The sequence below is a fragment of the Phyllobacterium endophyticum genome (assembly GCF_003010935.1).
GTDB lineage: Bacteria > Pseudomonadota > Alphaproteobacteria > Rhizobiales > Rhizobiaceae > Phyllobacterium > Phyllobacterium endophyticum.
Map to the genome: position 1 here is coordinate 570,819 of NZ_PGGN01000001.1, position 14,899 is coordinate 585,717.

At 58.1% G+C, this 14,899-nt stretch carries 13 protein-coding genes; 5 read left to right on the top strand and 8 right to left on the bottom strand.

Translation table 11 applies throughout. The annotated features are described in order from the left end of the window. Positions 1–5: 5 nt before the first annotated feature. The 3 genes from ubiB to CU100_RS02775 all read left to right on the top strand — a co-directional run bounded on the left by ubiB (position 6) and on the right by CU100_RS02775 (position 3,599). Positions 6–1,583: a 2-polyprenylphenol 6-hydroxylase gene (gene ubiB / locus CU100_RS02765; RefSeq protein ID WP_106715012.1), complete on the top strand. Its 1,578-nt coding sequence runs from the start codon at positions 6–8 to the stop codon at positions 1,581–1,583. Between the two features lie 68 nt (positions 1,584–1,651). Continuing rightward, entirely contained in the window at positions 1,652–3,037 is a 1,386-nt protein-coding gene (coaBC, locus tag CU100_RS02770; RefSeq protein ID WP_106715013.1) for a bifunctional phosphopantothenoylcysteine decarboxylase/phosphopantothenate--cysteine ligase CoaBC, read from the top strand. A 34-nt stretch (positions 3,038–3,071) separates the two neighbouring features. Then, positions 3,072–3,599, top strand: a complete 528-nt coding sequence (locus tag CU100_RS02775; RefSeq protein WP_106715014.1) for a GNAT family N-acetyltransferase — start codon at positions 3,072–3,074, stop codon at positions 3,597–3,599. Positions 3,600–3,659: 60 nt separating this feature from the next. On the opposite strand, the gene CU100_RS02780 is transcribed toward CU100_RS02775, so the two are convergent. Genes CU100_RS02780 through dut form a run of 6 tightly spaced genes read right to left on the bottom strand, consistent with a single transcriptional unit; the run spans position 3,660 to position 7,659 of the window. Then, on the bottom strand, positions 3,660–4,202 hold the full coding sequence (locus tag CU100_RS02780; RefSeq protein WP_106715015.1) for an SRPBCC family protein: 543 nt from the start codon (positions 4,200–4,202) through the stop codon (positions 3,660–3,662). Between the two features lie 14 nt (positions 4,203–4,216). Beyond that, the gene (locus CU100_RS02785; protein WP_106715955.1) at positions 4,217–4,597 is read right to left on the bottom strand and encodes an ArsR/SmtB family transcription factor; all 381 of its coding nucleotides are present in this window, start codon (positions 4,595–4,597) and stop codon (positions 4,217–4,219) included. 59 nt (positions 4,598–4,656) lie between these two features. Further along, on the bottom strand, positions 4,657–5,661 hold the full coding sequence (locus CU100_RS02790; protein WP_106715016.1) for a proline racemase family protein: 1,005 nt from the start codon (positions 5,659–5,661) through the stop codon (positions 4,657–4,659). Then, entirely contained in the window at positions 5,661–6,320 is a 660-nt protein-coding gene (locus tag CU100_RS02795; RefSeq protein WP_106715017.1) for an HAD family hydrolase, read from the bottom strand. Before CU100_RS02795 ends, CU100_RS02790 begins: the two co-directional genes overlap by 1 nt. 4 nt (positions 6,321–6,324) lie before the next feature. Then, a complete protein-coding gene (locus CU100_RS02800) occupies positions 6,325–7,143 on the bottom strand; it encodes an isocitrate lyase/PEP mutase family protein (RefSeq protein WP_106715018.1) in 819 nt (272 codons plus the stop codon). A gap of 30 nt (positions 7,144–7,173) precedes the next feature. Next, complete coding sequence (gene dut / locus CU100_RS02805; RefSeq protein WP_106715019.1) at positions 7,174–7,659, bottom strand: dUTP diphosphatase; 486 nt, start codon at positions 7,657–7,659, stop codon at positions 7,174–7,176. Positions 7,660–7,874: 215 nt separating this feature from the next. Here dut and CU100_RS02810 point away from each other — a divergent pair, with 215 nt between their 5' ends. Further along, positions 7,875–9,464 carry a peptide chain release factor 3 gene (locus CU100_RS02810; RefSeq protein WP_106715020.1) on the top strand — a complete coding sequence of 530 codons (1,590 nt, stop codon included), beginning with the start codon at positions 7,875–7,877 and terminating at the stop codon, positions 9,462–9,464. On the opposite strand, the gene CU100_RS02815 is transcribed toward CU100_RS02810, so the two are convergent. Continuing rightward, positions 9,440–11,137 (bottom strand): long-chain-fatty-acid--CoA ligase, encoded by a 1,698-nt coding sequence (locus CU100_RS02815; RefSeq protein ID WP_245418949.1) that lies wholly within the window; start codon positions 11,135–11,137, stop codon positions 9,440–9,442. The genes CU100_RS02810 and CU100_RS02815 overlap by 25 nt on opposite strands. A gap of 372 nt (positions 11,138–11,509) precedes the next feature. Between CU100_RS02815 and CU100_RS02820 the strand changes: the two genes are divergently transcribed. Further along, complete coding sequence (locus tag CU100_RS02820) at positions 11,510–13,144, top strand: Na+/H+ antiporter (protein WP_106715956.1); 1,635 nt, start codon at positions 11,510–11,512, stop codon at positions 13,142–13,144. A gap of 35 nt (positions 13,145–13,179) precedes the next feature. Here CU100_RS02820 and CU100_RS02825 read toward each other — a convergent pair whose 3' ends face one another. Next, positions 13,180–14,802 carry a GMC family oxidoreductase gene (locus tag CU100_RS02825; RefSeq protein ID WP_106715022.1) on the bottom strand — a complete coding sequence of 541 codons (1,623 nt, stop codon included), beginning with the start codon at positions 14,800–14,802 and terminating at the stop codon, positions 13,180–13,182. Between the last annotated feature and the right edge of the window lie 97 nt (positions 14,803–14,899).

Consider the following 14,899-nt stretch of genomic DNA (forward strand, 5'->3'; position numbering starts at 1 on the left):
GCTGCATGAGTAGCCTTGCAGCCACGTTCCGCCTGATCAGGGCCGGATGGATCATGACGCGGGAGGGGGTTATCTCCGCACTGCCAGCCGAAGGGTTGACCGGTCTGCCGGCATTCGGTCATCGTGTCGCCGGCCTTTTGGCACGTCGCCGCGCCAGGACAACTCAGCGCTCCGAGCGCATGTCACGTGCCATCAACAAACTCGGACCATCCTATGTGAAGCTTGGGCAGTTCCTGGCGACGCGTCCCGATGTGGTCGGAACCGAAGTAGCCGACGATCTCGCGCTCCTGCAGGACCAGCTCGATTTCTTCCCCATGGAGGCCTCGGTCAGGGCCATCGAAGGTTCATTGGGACGGCCTGTTTCAGACCTTTTTGCTGGCCTTGAAGAACCGATCGCCGCAGCGTCGATTGCGCAGGTGCATCCTGCTTTCGTCGAGAGCAATGGCGAGATCAAGAAAGTTGCGGTCAAGGTGGTGCGCCCCGGTGTGCGGCAGCGGTTCAACAATGATCTCGAGAGCTTCTTTCTGGTTGCAAGATGGCAGGAGCGCTACGTGCCGGCCACCCGCCGCCTCCGTCCGATCGAGGTCACGCGAACGCTTGCGCAAACCACCCGTATCGAGATGGACTTGCGGCTCGAGGCAGCAGCTCTCTCCGAGATAGGCGAAAACACCAGGGATGATCCGGGCTTCCGTGTTCCGACGGTAGATTGGGAACGCACGGGGCGTGATGTCCTGACGCTTGAATGGATCGACGGCATCAAGATGTCGGACACCGAAGGCCTGCGTGCTGCCGGACACGACCTCATCAGGCTCGCGGAAACACTGATCCAGTCATTTCTACGCCATACATTGCGCGATGGCTTTTTCCACGCGGACATGCATCCTGGCAACCTGTTCGTCGACGATGAAGGCCATATCGTCGCGGTGGATTTTGGCATTACCGGGCGGCTCGGCAAGAAGGAGCGCCGCTTTCTCGCCGAGATTCTTTATGGCTTCATTACTCGGGACTACGTCCGTGTCGCCGAGGTGCATTTCGAGGCCGGCTATGTCCCGCATCGTCACGACGTTGCCAGCTTTGCTCAGGCAATTCGCGCCATCGGCGAGCCGATCCATGGCCAGCCTGCCGAAACCATCTCCATGGCAAAACTGCTCACGCTGCTGTTTGAAGTAACGGAACTCTTCGATATGGAAACGCGGCCGGAACTTGTCATGCTGCAGAAGACAATGGTTGTTGTCGAGGGCGTGTCGCGTACCCTCGACCCGCATTTCAACATGTGGAAGGCGTCGGAACCGGTGGTTGGGGGCTGGATTCGTCGTAATCTCGGCCCCCAGGGCATACTCATCGATGCAAGAGATGGCGCACAGGCAGTCTTGCACCTCGCTCGCCAAATGCCCGAACTGGTGGGGCGTGCCGATCGTCTGTCGAAGGAACTGGACAACATGGCGGAGAACGGCTTGCGGTTGGACGAGCAGACCGCACATTCTATTGGCAAGGCGGAAGCTCGTCACACACGCTCCGGCAGAGTGGCGTTGTGGGTGATTGCAATTTGCTTGGTCACAATCACGTATCAGCTATTAACGTAGCAAAATTCCCGATAGTATGATTGCAATGATTGCATTGTGCCGTCATTTACCTACGTAGGTGCAAGCATATGGCCAGTATCACCATCCGAAATCTGGACGATTCGATCAAGGAAAGGTTGCGCCTGCGGGCAGCAGCAAACGGGCGGTCGATGGAAGAAGAAGTGCGGATTATTCTCGCCGACCTTGGAGCATCAAGTCTGCCGGTGGCGCCCGCGTCGTCTATCCGGCAGCACTCCGGCTCCTTATCCGGACGCCGCATCCTGCTGATCATCGGCGGCGGAATTGCTGCGTATAAATGTCTCGACCTCATCCGGCGGCTGCGAGAGCGCGGTGCACAGGTTCGCCCGGTGCTTACCGGGGCGGCGGAAGAGTTCGTTACGCCGCTGGCGGTCGGAGCGCTCGCAGCCGACAAGGTCTTTACGGAACTATTCTCACGTGAAGACGAACAGGACGTCGGTCACATTCGCCTGTCCCGCGAGGCTGATCTGATCGTCGTCGCACCGGCGACAGCGGACCTGATGGCAAAGATGGCAACAGGTCTTGCCAATGATCTTGCCTCCGCGGTGCTACTGGCGACGGACAAGCCTGTGCTGGTAGCGCCCGCGATGAACCCCAGGATGTGGGACCATCCGGCCACGAAGCGAAATCGCGCAACGCTAGAAAAGGACGGCGTTCGGTTTGTCGGCCCCAACAGGGGCGAGATGGCGGAGAGCGGCGAGAGCGGTTCGGGCCGTATGGCGGAGCCGCTGGAAATCGCGGCCGCAATAGAAAAGCTGCTCGACCGGAGTGCGAAGCCTCTGCAAGGCAAAACCATCGTCATGACCTCTGGGCCGACCCATGAGGCAATCGACCCCGTGCGTTACATCGCCAATCGATCATCTGGAAAGCAGGGCCATGCCATAGCCGCGGCGCTGGCAAGGTTTGGCGCAACGGTGCGCCTCGTGTCGGGTCCTGTCACTATCCCGGATCCGGAAGGCGTAGGCGTGATCCACGTGGAATCTGCACGTGAAATGCGCGATGCTGTCGAGCAGCTTCTGCCCGCCGATGCCGCGATCATGGTCGCCGCCGTCGCCGATTGGCGCATGGCTGAAGAAGCTGGCGAGAAGATCAAGAAAAAGGCCGGAGAGAAGGCGCCAAGGCTGCAGATGGTTGAAAACCCGGACATTCTCGCGGGTGTAGGACATAGTAAATTGCGTCCGCATCTGGTCATCGGTTTTGCTGCCGAAACGCAGGATGTACTTGCCAATGCTCAGCGAAAGCTCGACAAAAAAGGCGCTGACTGGATCATCGCAAATGATGTCAGCCACGCAACCGGCGTCATGGGCGGCGACCGCAATTCGGTGCGCATCGTCACGCGGTCAGGCGTCGAGGAATGGCCGGACATGAGCAAGGAAGAAGTTGCGGAGCGATTGGCGGCGAAGATTGCAGCCGCCTTGGAATCGGTGGAAGTATGAGCGTTTTATGCGATCATTTACAGGAACAGCCGTCATGATCCCAGTCCTCGAGACCGAGCGCCTCATCCTTCGTGCTCACAAGCGCGAGGATTTTGAGGCGCTGCATGCAATGTGGGCCCATCCATCCGTATATAGATATATCTCCGGCAAGCCGTCGACACGAGAGCAGTCGTGGGCGCGCCTCCTGCGCTATGCCGGCATGTGGCCATTGATAGGCTATGGTTTCTGGGCATTGGAGGAGAAGGCAAGCGGGCGCTTTATCGGAGAGTTGGGATTTGGCAATTTCGAGCGCGATATCGAGCCCCGCTTTGGCGATACGCCGGAAATGGGCTGGGTCCTCGCACCCGAAATCCACGGCAAGGGCTATGGCAGCGAAGCGATCTCCAGAGTTGTGGGCTGGGGAGAAGATACCCTCAAGCAAAATCGGGCGCTTTGCATAATTTCGCCTGACAATGCCGCCTCATTGCGGGTCGCGGAGAAGAACGGGTTCAGCAAAATGCTTGAGACGAGCTACACAGGTGAGCAGGTCATGCTTTTGGAACGGCCGTTCGGCACCAGGTGAATGCGGCCGAAGTTCGAACCTGCTGGCGCAACTTCGGCCGTTTGTCAGTTGGTTTAGGCCCTACTCGGCGATAATCTGGCTATACTCTTGTCTGACCCGTTCGAAATTTCCCCAGAATCCCGAGGGCGTGTCTCCATTGAGGTGATCTACAAGGATCCCCAGATGGGTGTGCCAGCCGCTCGCGACCATGACCATGGATTTGGGACTTGAAAGAAGTGTGTGCGTCACCCTGAGCAAAGTGCTGGCGCCTTTCGGTTCGAGTTCGAAGGTGACCTCGGAATCCTGTCCCCCGTCGGGCCATGTAATGCTCAAGACATGCGGCGGTTCGTAACGAAGTACCTTGCCCTCTTGCTTTGCGCCCTCGAGAGTCGCGAATTCCGCGGGTGCTGGTTCATCCGAAAGTTGCGAATGATGGAACGTCAGTTTGACGTCGCCGCCAACATGGTTTGCCATCGGGCCCTGCGCCAGCCACTTCTTGCGCTTGTCCGATTCGGTGATATAGGCCCATACCCGTTCAACAGGCCCCGGGAGAAGTCGTTCGATGCGAACCGTTCGCGGCGCAGTGACGATACCGAGACGGTCATTTCCAACATGCTCGTTCATTTCGTTCTCCTTACTCAAGGTTTGGGTAGCTTTTTCGTCGTCTTTTCATGCGTGGAAGGCGAGGCACGTTCCTCCTCGCGCAGGAGTGTCTCAAGGTCATCAAGACGCGATGTCCAGAAACGTTCATAAGTGCGCAGCCATTCTTGCGCGTCGGCCAGCCGCGCAGCCTCGAGCTGGCACATATGCGTTCGGCCCTGGACGTGACGCCGGACCAGCCCGGCGCCTTCCAGCACCCTTATGTGTTTGGATGCGCCGGCGAGCGACATGTTGAAGGGCGTCGCAAGATCGCTCACTGAATGGTCGCCGCCCGCAAGCCGGTGCAACATCGCCCTTCGCGTTGGATCGGAAAGAGCGTGGAACACGGAGTCGAGATGATGTGTCTGAAATTCAACCATATGGTTTAATATCATCGACGCAAACAATAGTCAACCAACCGGTTGAATATTTTCAGGTTCTAAGGAACGAGAAAACCTTGCCCCAGCGGATCATCGTCCTCAACGATGTACTCTGCCCGACCGCTATAATAGGCGCGACCGGAAACGCGTGCGGTGATGGCGTCGAATTCCCCGGCCTTCGTTTTTGAGGCAATAAAGCCTGCAAAGCGTGAACCAACGATGCTTTCGAAGATTCGAGCGTTTCCTTCATGTATCTGGCCCCGGGCGTGCATCGCAGCCAACCGCGCGGTCACGCCCGATCCGGTCGGAGAGCGATCTAGTTGTCCATCGGCAAAGATGCAGGCGTTTTTTGTCGGGGCCTCGTTCCAGTCATCGGCACCATCTGTCAGGATCGATCCATAAAGAAATGCCAGGTCTTTGTGGTCCGGGTGGTCGATTTGCACCGCATCCTTCACGGCCTCCGTAAGGGTAGTGGCAGCACGTACGAATTCTCCTGCCGCGTTGCGTCCGAACTCGAGACCAAACTGATTGCAATCGGCCAAGGCATAAAACGCCCCTCCATATGCCACATCGAAACTGATCAAGCCGAAGCCTGGCAGTTCCACGCTCTGATCCCGGGCAAACAGGAACGCAGGCACGCTCTCGAACGAAACGCCACCGGATTTTCCGTCGCGCACCTCGACCGATGCGACCACCATGCCACACGGGCATTCAATGTGTACCGTCGTCACCGGGTCGACTTTGGCTACTATGCCATAGTCGACGGCATAGCGCCCAAGCGCGATAATGGCGTGGCCGCACATGGTGGAATAACCTTCATTGTGCATGAAAAGCACTGCCAGGTCGGCTCCCGGCAGGTCGGGCTCTACCAGAACGGCGCCATACATGTCGAAATGGCCGCGCGGCTCGAATATCAGGATCTTGCGCAGATGATCCAGCCTGTCACGAACATAGGCGCGTTTTTCAAGGATCGTGCTCTTGGGTAGTTTCGGATAACCGGCAGTGACGATTCGCAAGGGTTCGCCGCCCGTGTGCATGTCGATGACAGTCAGCGTCTCGGCCATCAGGCTGCTAGCCCCAGCATCGCGGGCAGTTTTCGCATGTCATCGAAGAGGATGCCGCCTGCGGCAGTCAGCCCCTCGTGATCCGCATGTTTGTCGCCGCAATAGGAAAACACGCGCATGCCGGCCGCCGTGCCGGCCCTGGTTCCTGCGACACTATCCTCGATAACGACAGACCGGGACGGCTCATGGCCCATTTCCCTAGCCGCGTGCAGAAACAGGTCGGGGAAAGGTTTGCCTCGGGCTACCATCGAGGCACTGTAGAGCACATCGCGGAAATGGTCTATCAGCCCCGTTTTCCCCAGGGTTATGTGCATTTTCTCAACATTCGCCGACGAAGCGACACAGTATGGAAGCTCTGCCTGTTTCACCGCAGCGATGACTTCCTCGATATGAGGGATGGCTTCGACACCGTTTTCGAAGATGATCGGTATGGCCTTGTACCAGCGATCAACGAAATCGTCGCCAAGCACGTACCCCTCGCTCTCGACCTTTTCCTTCACTGCACGCATCGGCATGCCGCAGAAGTCCCTGCGGACGGCCTCGAAAGTGGTCGCGTATCCGGAAGCGCACAGCATTTCAACGAGGTGACGATTACCGAGCGTTTCCGTATCGACCAGCACCCCGTCACAGTCGAAAATCACCAGCTCCGGTCTCGTCATTATTTCAGATGTCCTTGTTCGCGCCCTGCGAAAACAGTTGCTGCAATTCCCCGAAGGGCATGGCGCGGTCGCCAAACGCGAAAGTACCTTTGTCCAGCATCTCGTGCGCTGCGTCGCGAACCGCGGCGAAGGCAATGGTGGTCAGTCGAGGGCCAATGGAAACGCGCTTGACCCCGGCTTCGGCAAGCTGCGCGACCGTAAACGCCGGCAGGGCCATCACATTGACGGGTTTGGAGACGGAGGAGCATATTTGGCGGATGTGGTTGATATCGCCTATGCCCGGCGCATAGAGGACATTCGCGCCAGCCGCTTCAAACGCCTGCAACCGCCGGATCGTGTCTTCGAGGTCTGGCCTGCCGTGCAAAAAGTTTTCGGCGCGGGCGGTGAAGACGAAATCGCCTTTCAGTGCCTTGGCAGCTTCGCTCGCTGCTGCCACCCGCTCGACCGCAAGCGAGAAATCATAAATCGGATTGCGATCGTCGCCCGAATAATCTTCGATAGAACACCCGGCGAGCCCGGCCGCCTCCGCTGCGAAGATCGTCTCGCCAGCGCTATCCGGGCTGTCGCCCTTGCCTTTTTCCAGATCGGCATTGACGGGAAGGCCGGTTGCGGAAACGAGATCCTTGCAATGGTTTATCATCATGTCGAAAGGCACGGCCCCATCGGGCAGCCCGCGTGAAAACGCAAACCCGGCACTGCTGGTTGCGAGTGCCTTGAATCCGAGAGACGCCAGGAACATCGTCGTCCCGGGGTCCCACGGATTAGGCATGAGGAAAGTCCCGGAAGCTTCATGCAGCTCGCGAAAAGCCCTGCCTTTGTCCATGACGACCTCCCGGTGCGGATGTCCTACATTCTAGGACGTGCCTGTTGAACCAAAGCCCCCGGCGCCCCGGGCCGTATCGCTGGCATGCTGCCGTTCTTCGACATCTAGCTGCACGACCGGAGCAAGGACGACTTGCGCAATTCGCATGCCGCGCGTCACATAGAAATCGTCATCGCCGAGATTGATCAACAACACTTTTACCTCACCCCGGTAGTCTGAATCAATCGTTCCAGGAGTATTCAGGCATGTAATTCCGTTCTTCAGCGCCAGGCCTGAACGCGGCCGGACCTGCGCTTCGAAACCCTGCGGAATTTCGAAAATCAAGCCGCTGGGCACCAATGCCCTGCGACCCGGCAAAAGTAGCAATGGCCGGTCTTCCGGCACAGCTGCGCGCAGGTCCATGCCGGCGGAGCCTGCAGTCTCATAAGCGGGAAGCTCAAGGTCCTGACCGTGTGGCAACCGGACGATACCGAGAGCGGGGTTCTTATAGCGAACGGAATCGGATATTTTGGACATGAAAAGACCTTTTTCACCAGACGGCGGTCGGGGTCAACTCACAAGATATGAAGGGTGCCTGGTTTGCACATAATACGCACCAGCCACGCGGCTGCCGTCGGGCTGATGGGACCCCCTGCATCATTGCATACAGCGGCTGACAATCAACCATCGACTGCAAGGCTCGCTGCTGATAGAAGGCGCGCTAACCTTCCTCCACCGAGTTTGAGCTTTCAATGTCTTCTGCCGACCATCCTGTTTCCAAGCGCCGTACTTTTGCGATCATCGCCCACCCTGACGCCGGTAAAACCACGCTCACCGAAAAGCTGTTGTTGTTCGGCGGGGCAATTCAGCTTGCAGGCGAGGTCAAGGCCAAGAAGGACCGCATCCAAACCCGCTCCGATTGGATGAACATAGAGCGTGACCGCGGTATCTCGGTCGTCACCTCGGTCATGACGTTCGAGTATAGAGACTGCATCTTCAATCTGCTCGATACGCCCGGTCACGAGGACTTTGCCGATGATACCTACCGCACCCTGACTGCCGTCGACAGCGCAGTCATGGTCATCGATGCCGCCAAGGGTATCGAAGCCAGAACCCTCAAACTCTTCGAAGTATGCCGCATGCGCGACATACCTATCGTCACCTTCATCAACAAAATGGACCGTGAAAGCCGCGATCCCTACGAAATTCTTGATGAGATCGAGCAGAAGCTCGCGCTGGACACTGCCCCGATCACTTGGCCCATCGGCCGCGCCAAGAGCTTTGCCGGTACTTACAATCTGCAGAACAACACCGTCCGCCGCCGTGATGAGGAAGAGGTCCCGACGCCGGTCAACGGCCCGGAATCCCCTGCGGCGTCCGGTCTTTTGCCCGACAATGAGCGGCAGGCCTGGATCGACGAAGTGACGCTGGCACGCGATGCCTGCAACCCGTTTGATCTTCAGGCCTTCCGCGAGGGGCATCTCACGCCGGTATATTTCGGGTCAGCCCTGCGAAATTACGGCGTGCGCGATCTCATCGAGGCCTTCTGTGACTATGGACCAAGCCCGCGCGCGCAAGATGCCGACACGCGCAAGGTCGAGGCGACTGAAAACAGGATGACCGGATTCGTCTTCAAGATTCAGGCGAACATGGACCCCAATCACCGCGACCGCATTGCATTTCTGCGTGTCTGCTCGGGAAAGCTGTCGCGCGGCATGAAGGCCAAGCTTGTGCGAACCGGCAAGCCCATGAGCTTGTCTGCACCGCAATTCTTCTTTGCGCGCAGCCGCCAGATTGCCGATGAGGCCTGGGCAGGCGATGTGGTCGGAATCCCCAATCACGGGACGCTGCGTATCGGCGACACATTGACCGAGGGCGAAGACCTTCTGTTCCGCGGGGTGCCGAACTTTGCACCGGAAATCCTTCGCCGCGTGCGGCTCGACGATGCCATGAAGGCGAAGAAGTTGCGCGAAGCATTGCAGCAGATGGCGGAGGAGGGCGTGGTCCAGCTCTTCCTGCCGGATGATGGCTCCCCTGCTATTGTCGGCGTCGTCGGCGCGTTGCAGATCGATGTCCTGACCGAACGGCTCAAGGTGGAGTATACCCTGCCTGTCGGCTTCGAACCAGCCCGCTTTACCGTCGCGCGCTGGATTTCAGCCGACGATCCGGCCGAGTTGCAGCGCTTTATCAATGCGCATCGCGCCGATATCGCGCACGATCTTGACAATGATCCGGTCTTTCTCGCCCAGAATACCTTCTCGCTGTCTTATGAAGCGGAACGCTGGAAAGCGATCCGCTTCGCCGCGATCAAGGATTATCAGGTTCGAGACAAGGCGGCCTGATCCGCATCGCGCAACTCGCGCCGCAGAATTTTGCCCACGTTGCTTTTCGGTAGTTCGTCGCGGAATTCGACGGAACGCGGGCGTTTGTAATTGGTCAGCCGCTCGGCACAGAAAGCTTTCACCGCTTCTTCGGTAAGCGCCGGGTCCTTGCGGACAATGAAGAGCTTGACCACTTCACCTGAATTCTCATTTGCCATCGCGACAGCCGCCGCTTCGGCCACGCCGGGGTGTTCCATCACCACCTCTTCGATCTCGTTCGGAAAGACATTGAACCCGGAAACGAGGATCATGTCCTTCTTGCGATCGACGATTTTGACGTATCCGCGATCGTCCATATAGCCGACGTCACCGGTGCGGAAGAAGCCGTCCTTCGTCATGACCTTCTCAGTTTCGTCGGGGCGATTCCAATATCCTGCCATCACCTGCGGACCGCGAATGCAGATTTCACCAGCTTCCATCAAGGGAAGCTCGATTCCATCGTCGTCGCGGATGGAAAAATCCGTCGAGGACAGGGGCACCCCCACGCTACCGGAAAATTCAGTGATGTTCAGCGGGTTCGCAGATGCCACGGGCGAAGTTTCCGACAGACCATATCCTTCGATGATCACGCAGCCGGTCATTTCTTGCCAGCGATCGGCAATGGCTTTCGGCAGAGCCATGCCGCCGCTGAATGTGATCAGGAGGTGCTTGAAGTCCAGCTTGCGGAAATCCGCATTGTTCATCAGCCCGTTGAACAACGTGCTCAGGCCAGGGAAAAAGTGGTAAGGCTGTTTCTGCAAGACTTTCACAAACCCGGGTATGTCGCGCGGATTGGGAATAAGGATATTATTGGCGCCCTGCTCGATGCCGATCATTGCATTCACAGTGAGGGCGAAAATATGATAGAGCGGCAGCGCGCACATATAGATCAGGTTCTCGGGGCGCCCCTTGAGCTTGAACCCGACATCGCACCACAACTTCATCTGCGTCAGGTTGGCAAGTATATTGCCATGCGTAAGGGTTGCACCCTTGGAGATGCCGGTCGTGCCGCCAGTATACTGCAGAAAAGCAACATCCCCCTGGCTCGCCTCGACAGTCTTGAAACGGAGGGATGCGCCCTTGGCCAAGGCGGCCTTGAATGGCGTATGCCCTGGCAAGGCAAAAGCCGGAACCATCTTTTTGACCCGCCTGACAACGAAGTTGACCAGATGGCCCTTGACGCCCAGCATATCGCCCATCGTTGCGACGACCACATGTTGCACGGACGTCTTCGTGATAACCTTCGCCAGCGTCGCGGCAAAATTTTCCAGAATGATGATGGCTTTCGCGCCGCTGTCTTTCAACTGATGTTCGAGTTCGCGCGGGGTATAGAGCGGGTTGACGTTTACGACGATCAAACCTGCTCGCAAGATCGCGGCGATAGCAACGGGATATTGCAGGACATTGGGCATCATGATCGCAACGCGATCGCCCTTGACCAATCCCCGTGACTGTAGCCATGCAGCAAAAGCAATCGAGCGGGTGTCGAGTTCGGCATAGGACAAAGGCTTGCCAAGGCAGGTGAAAGCGGCTTTCCCAGGGTTTCGCTTAAACGCTTTGTCGAAGAAATCGCCGAGGGACGTATACTCCGAAGCTGGAATTTCTGCTGGCACGCCGTCGGGATAAGACTTCACCCACATTTTGGGCGTGGGCATGGGGGCGTTGGCGGAGACCTTTACGGAAGCAGGCGCCTCGCTGTTTACTGATCTGTCGGCTGCTGCCTCGGCTTTTGTGCTGCTGGTGTTCTTTTTTGCCGGTGTCGTCTCTCGTGCCATGTTAATCCTCCCCGTTTAAAAATCACTTGAACCATGCAACAGTTCCCAGCCTGCCACATGGTACTTAATATTCGTATCTAGAGCGAGAGCCCCAGGGCTTGCAAGTCTTTACATTAACGTAAACGTAAAAACATGATGAGGCTGTTTTTGTAGGATTCATCCAAAGGGCCTGTTCCCGGCACAAAGTTGCCAAGGTTCACCTCGACAAAGCGCCTGGCGTTCTTCACTCTGCTTCGATCGAATTGGGTTCCCGTGGAAACAATAACCATTGTCCTCCTGATGTTACTGGCCGTCGTGGTCAGCGATTCCCTTATCCGCGTGTCGCCCGTTCCATTACCGCTGCCACTGGTTCAAATAGGGCTTGGTGCAGTAATTGCCTCCGTAACCAGCATCCGCGTCGAACTTGAACCCGACATCTTCTTCTTGCTGTTTTTGCCGCCGCTGCTGTTCCTCGATGGCTGGCGCATTCCCAAGGAAGGTCTATTCCGCGACAAGGGCATCATTCTCGAAATGGCGCTGGGGCTCGTCATATTCACAGTCGTCGGGCTGGGCTTTTTCGTTCACTGGATGATTCCATCCGTCCCGCTGCCGGTGGCGTTTGCCCTTGCGGCCATCCTTTCGCCTACGGACCCGATTGCCGTTTCCGCCATTGCCGCGCGCGTGCCGATCCCATCGCGAATGATGCATATCCTGGAAGGCGAATCTCTGCTGAACGATGCGTCCGGACTTGTCTGCATGCGCTTTGCCGTTGCAGCAATGCTCACGGGCACGTTTTCCCTTCCGCAAGCCTTCTTCACTTTTCTTTGGCTCGCCTTTGCCGGAATTGCCATTGGCGTCGGCGTCACCATCGGCGTCACGAAAGGCAAGGCCTTCCTGGCGCGTCACCTTGGCGAGGAGAGCGGGTCGCAGATACTGATCAGCCTTCTCATTCCCTTTGGTGCATATCTCCTGGCCGAGCACCTCCACGCGTCCGGCATCCTCGCGGCCGTGGCCGCTGGAATAACCATGAGCTATGCCGAGAATACCGGTCAATCTCTTGCGCTGACAAGGGTGAGACGCGCAGCTGTCTGGGACACGGCGCAATTTGCCGCCAACGGTGCCATATTCGTGCTCTTGGGTGAGCAGCTTCCAAGCATTTTCATGGGTGCCGTCGAAAACGTGCAGCATGGCGGCGGCTCGAGTCCGTGGTGGCTGGGCGTCTATGTCGTTATTATCTATGCGGTCCTTGTGGCGTTGCGTTTCCTGTGGGTATGGGCTTCGTGGCGCATCGCCTTGTACCGCCCATTGAACCACGGCGGCGCCGCGGTCAAGCCTAGCTGGCGCCTCGTCGCCACCATGTCCTTTGCCGGCGTTCGCGGTGCTATCACCCTGGCTGGTATCCTGACGCTACCGCTCTTGCTCAATGATGGCACCTTGTTTCCTGCTCGCGATCTCGTGATATTTTTGGCGAGCGGCGTCATCATCCTGTCACTGATCACGGCAGGCATCTGCCTGCCGCGCCTGCTCCAGAATATCGACTTGCCGGTTGAGGACTCGCACCAGCGCGCCGAGGACTACGCGCGTATTGCGGCCGCGGAAGCCGCTATCATGGCCATCGAAAAAGCGCAGCACGATCTGGCCACCGGCCGCGCGGATGCAGATGCGTTCACAGACGTAGCTACGCAGATCATGGAACTATACCGCAAGCGCATAGACGGGCGCATGCACCTTGGCGAGGAACGCGAACAGGCGGCACGAAGCGAGGAAATCGGCAAGCAGTTGCACATCACGGCGCTAAAGGCGGAGCGGCAGGAAATCTACCGGCTGGTGCGGGCGCGACGCCTGGAAAGTACGATCGCCAGCAAGATGGTGCGGGATATCGATTTGCTCGAAGCACGCTACGGTTGAACCCTGGCAACCGCAGCGGAATACGTCGCGCGTCGCTAGCGAGATTGCCGCTGATCTTCCAGCACGAGCTCCGCTCCCTTTGCCCCCACCATCATTGCTGCGGCATTGGTGTTGCCGGAGATGATGTTCGGAAACACCGAGCAGTCGATGATGCGCAGGCGGTCTACGCCATGAACCTGCAACCGCGGATTGACCACCGATTGCGCTGGATCGGGGCCCATTCGGCATGTCGAGACCGGATGATAGACCGTGCCGCTGCGCCGTCTGAAGTCCGCGATCAGTTCCTCGTCACTCTGACAGGCAGGTCCCGGCAGCAACTCCTCGACGATCAGCCTGGACATCGTTGGTGTTGCGGCAATCCTGCGCAAAAATTTCACCGCGTCGAGCATCTCAGCCACGTCGTGGTCAGTCGAAAATGCGTTCGGGATGATCCGCGGCTGTTCGTGCGGATTACTGGATCGGATGTGGATGGAACCGGTACTTGTCGGACGGCAGTTCGACAGGCCGATCGAGAATCCGGGCCAGGGGTCGGGCGTGAGAATTGGCCGCTCTCCATTCTTGGGCACCAAAGTTGAGAATGCCTGGAAATAGAGCTGCATGTTGGCACGCATGCGCGAGGGATCGGTGCGGAAGAAGCCGCCGCCCTGGTTCATGCTGATAGACAGCGGACCCTTGCGCTGAAACAGATATTCCATGCCCGCCAGGGCCTTGCCCCACCAGGGCCGCAAGATCTGGTTCAGCGATGAGACGTTGGCACGATAGGTATAGTTGATGCCGAGATGGTCCTGCAGGTGTTCGCCGACATGAGCATTGTGATGCATCGTCTCGATGCCAAAACCACGCAGCCGTTGGGCGTCACCGATGCCGGACAATTCAAGGAGTTGCGGCGTATTTATCGACCCGCCGCAGACAATGACCTCGCGCCCGGCGGCAACGGTTTCACTCTTGCCGTTCCGGACGAACTCCACGCCGGTGGCGCGTTTCCCGTCAAAGGCCACGCGCGTGACCATGGCTTGCGTAATCACGGTCAAATTGGGCCGCTTCATCGCAGGTCGCAGGAAAGCCCGCGCCGCCGACATTCGCCGTCCGCCTTTCGTCGTCAGTTGAAAGGGTCCGACACCTTCCTGAGTCGCGCCATTGAAGTCCGCATTATAGGCAAGTCCCGCTTCCTGCCCTGCCTTGATCATCGCATTGGCCAGCGGATGAAATGACTTCGAACAATCGGTGACATGCAATGGCCCGCCCTTGCCCAGGCTCCGGGCTGGACCGTCATGATCCTCAAGCGACCGGAAGACCGGCAGGACATCGGCATGCCCCCAGCCTGGGTTGCCCTCGTCGCGCCACTCGTCGAAATCGTCCGGTGCACCGCGGACATAAACCATCGCGTTGATCGAACTCGAGCCGCCCAGCACCTTGCCACGCGGCCAGTAATCCGCATTTCCGGCAAGGCCGGGGTCGGGCTCGGCACGGTACATCCAATTGACGGATTTGTCGTAAAAGGTCTTGCCGTACCCAAGCGGCATCGAGATGAAGAAGCGCCTGTCCGATCCGCCGGCTTCCAGCACCAGAACCGAGTAACGCCCGTTGGCAGACAGACGTTCTGCCACGACGGATCCGGCCGATCCTGAACCGACGATGATGAAATCAAACGAACGCATGCCTGCCGTCTTTCGAATGCATTATTGCACGCATTCAGGATATCCGGCTTCGGCTGCGTAAACCCAAACGGCTTTCCGTCATGGCCTATGGAAATTG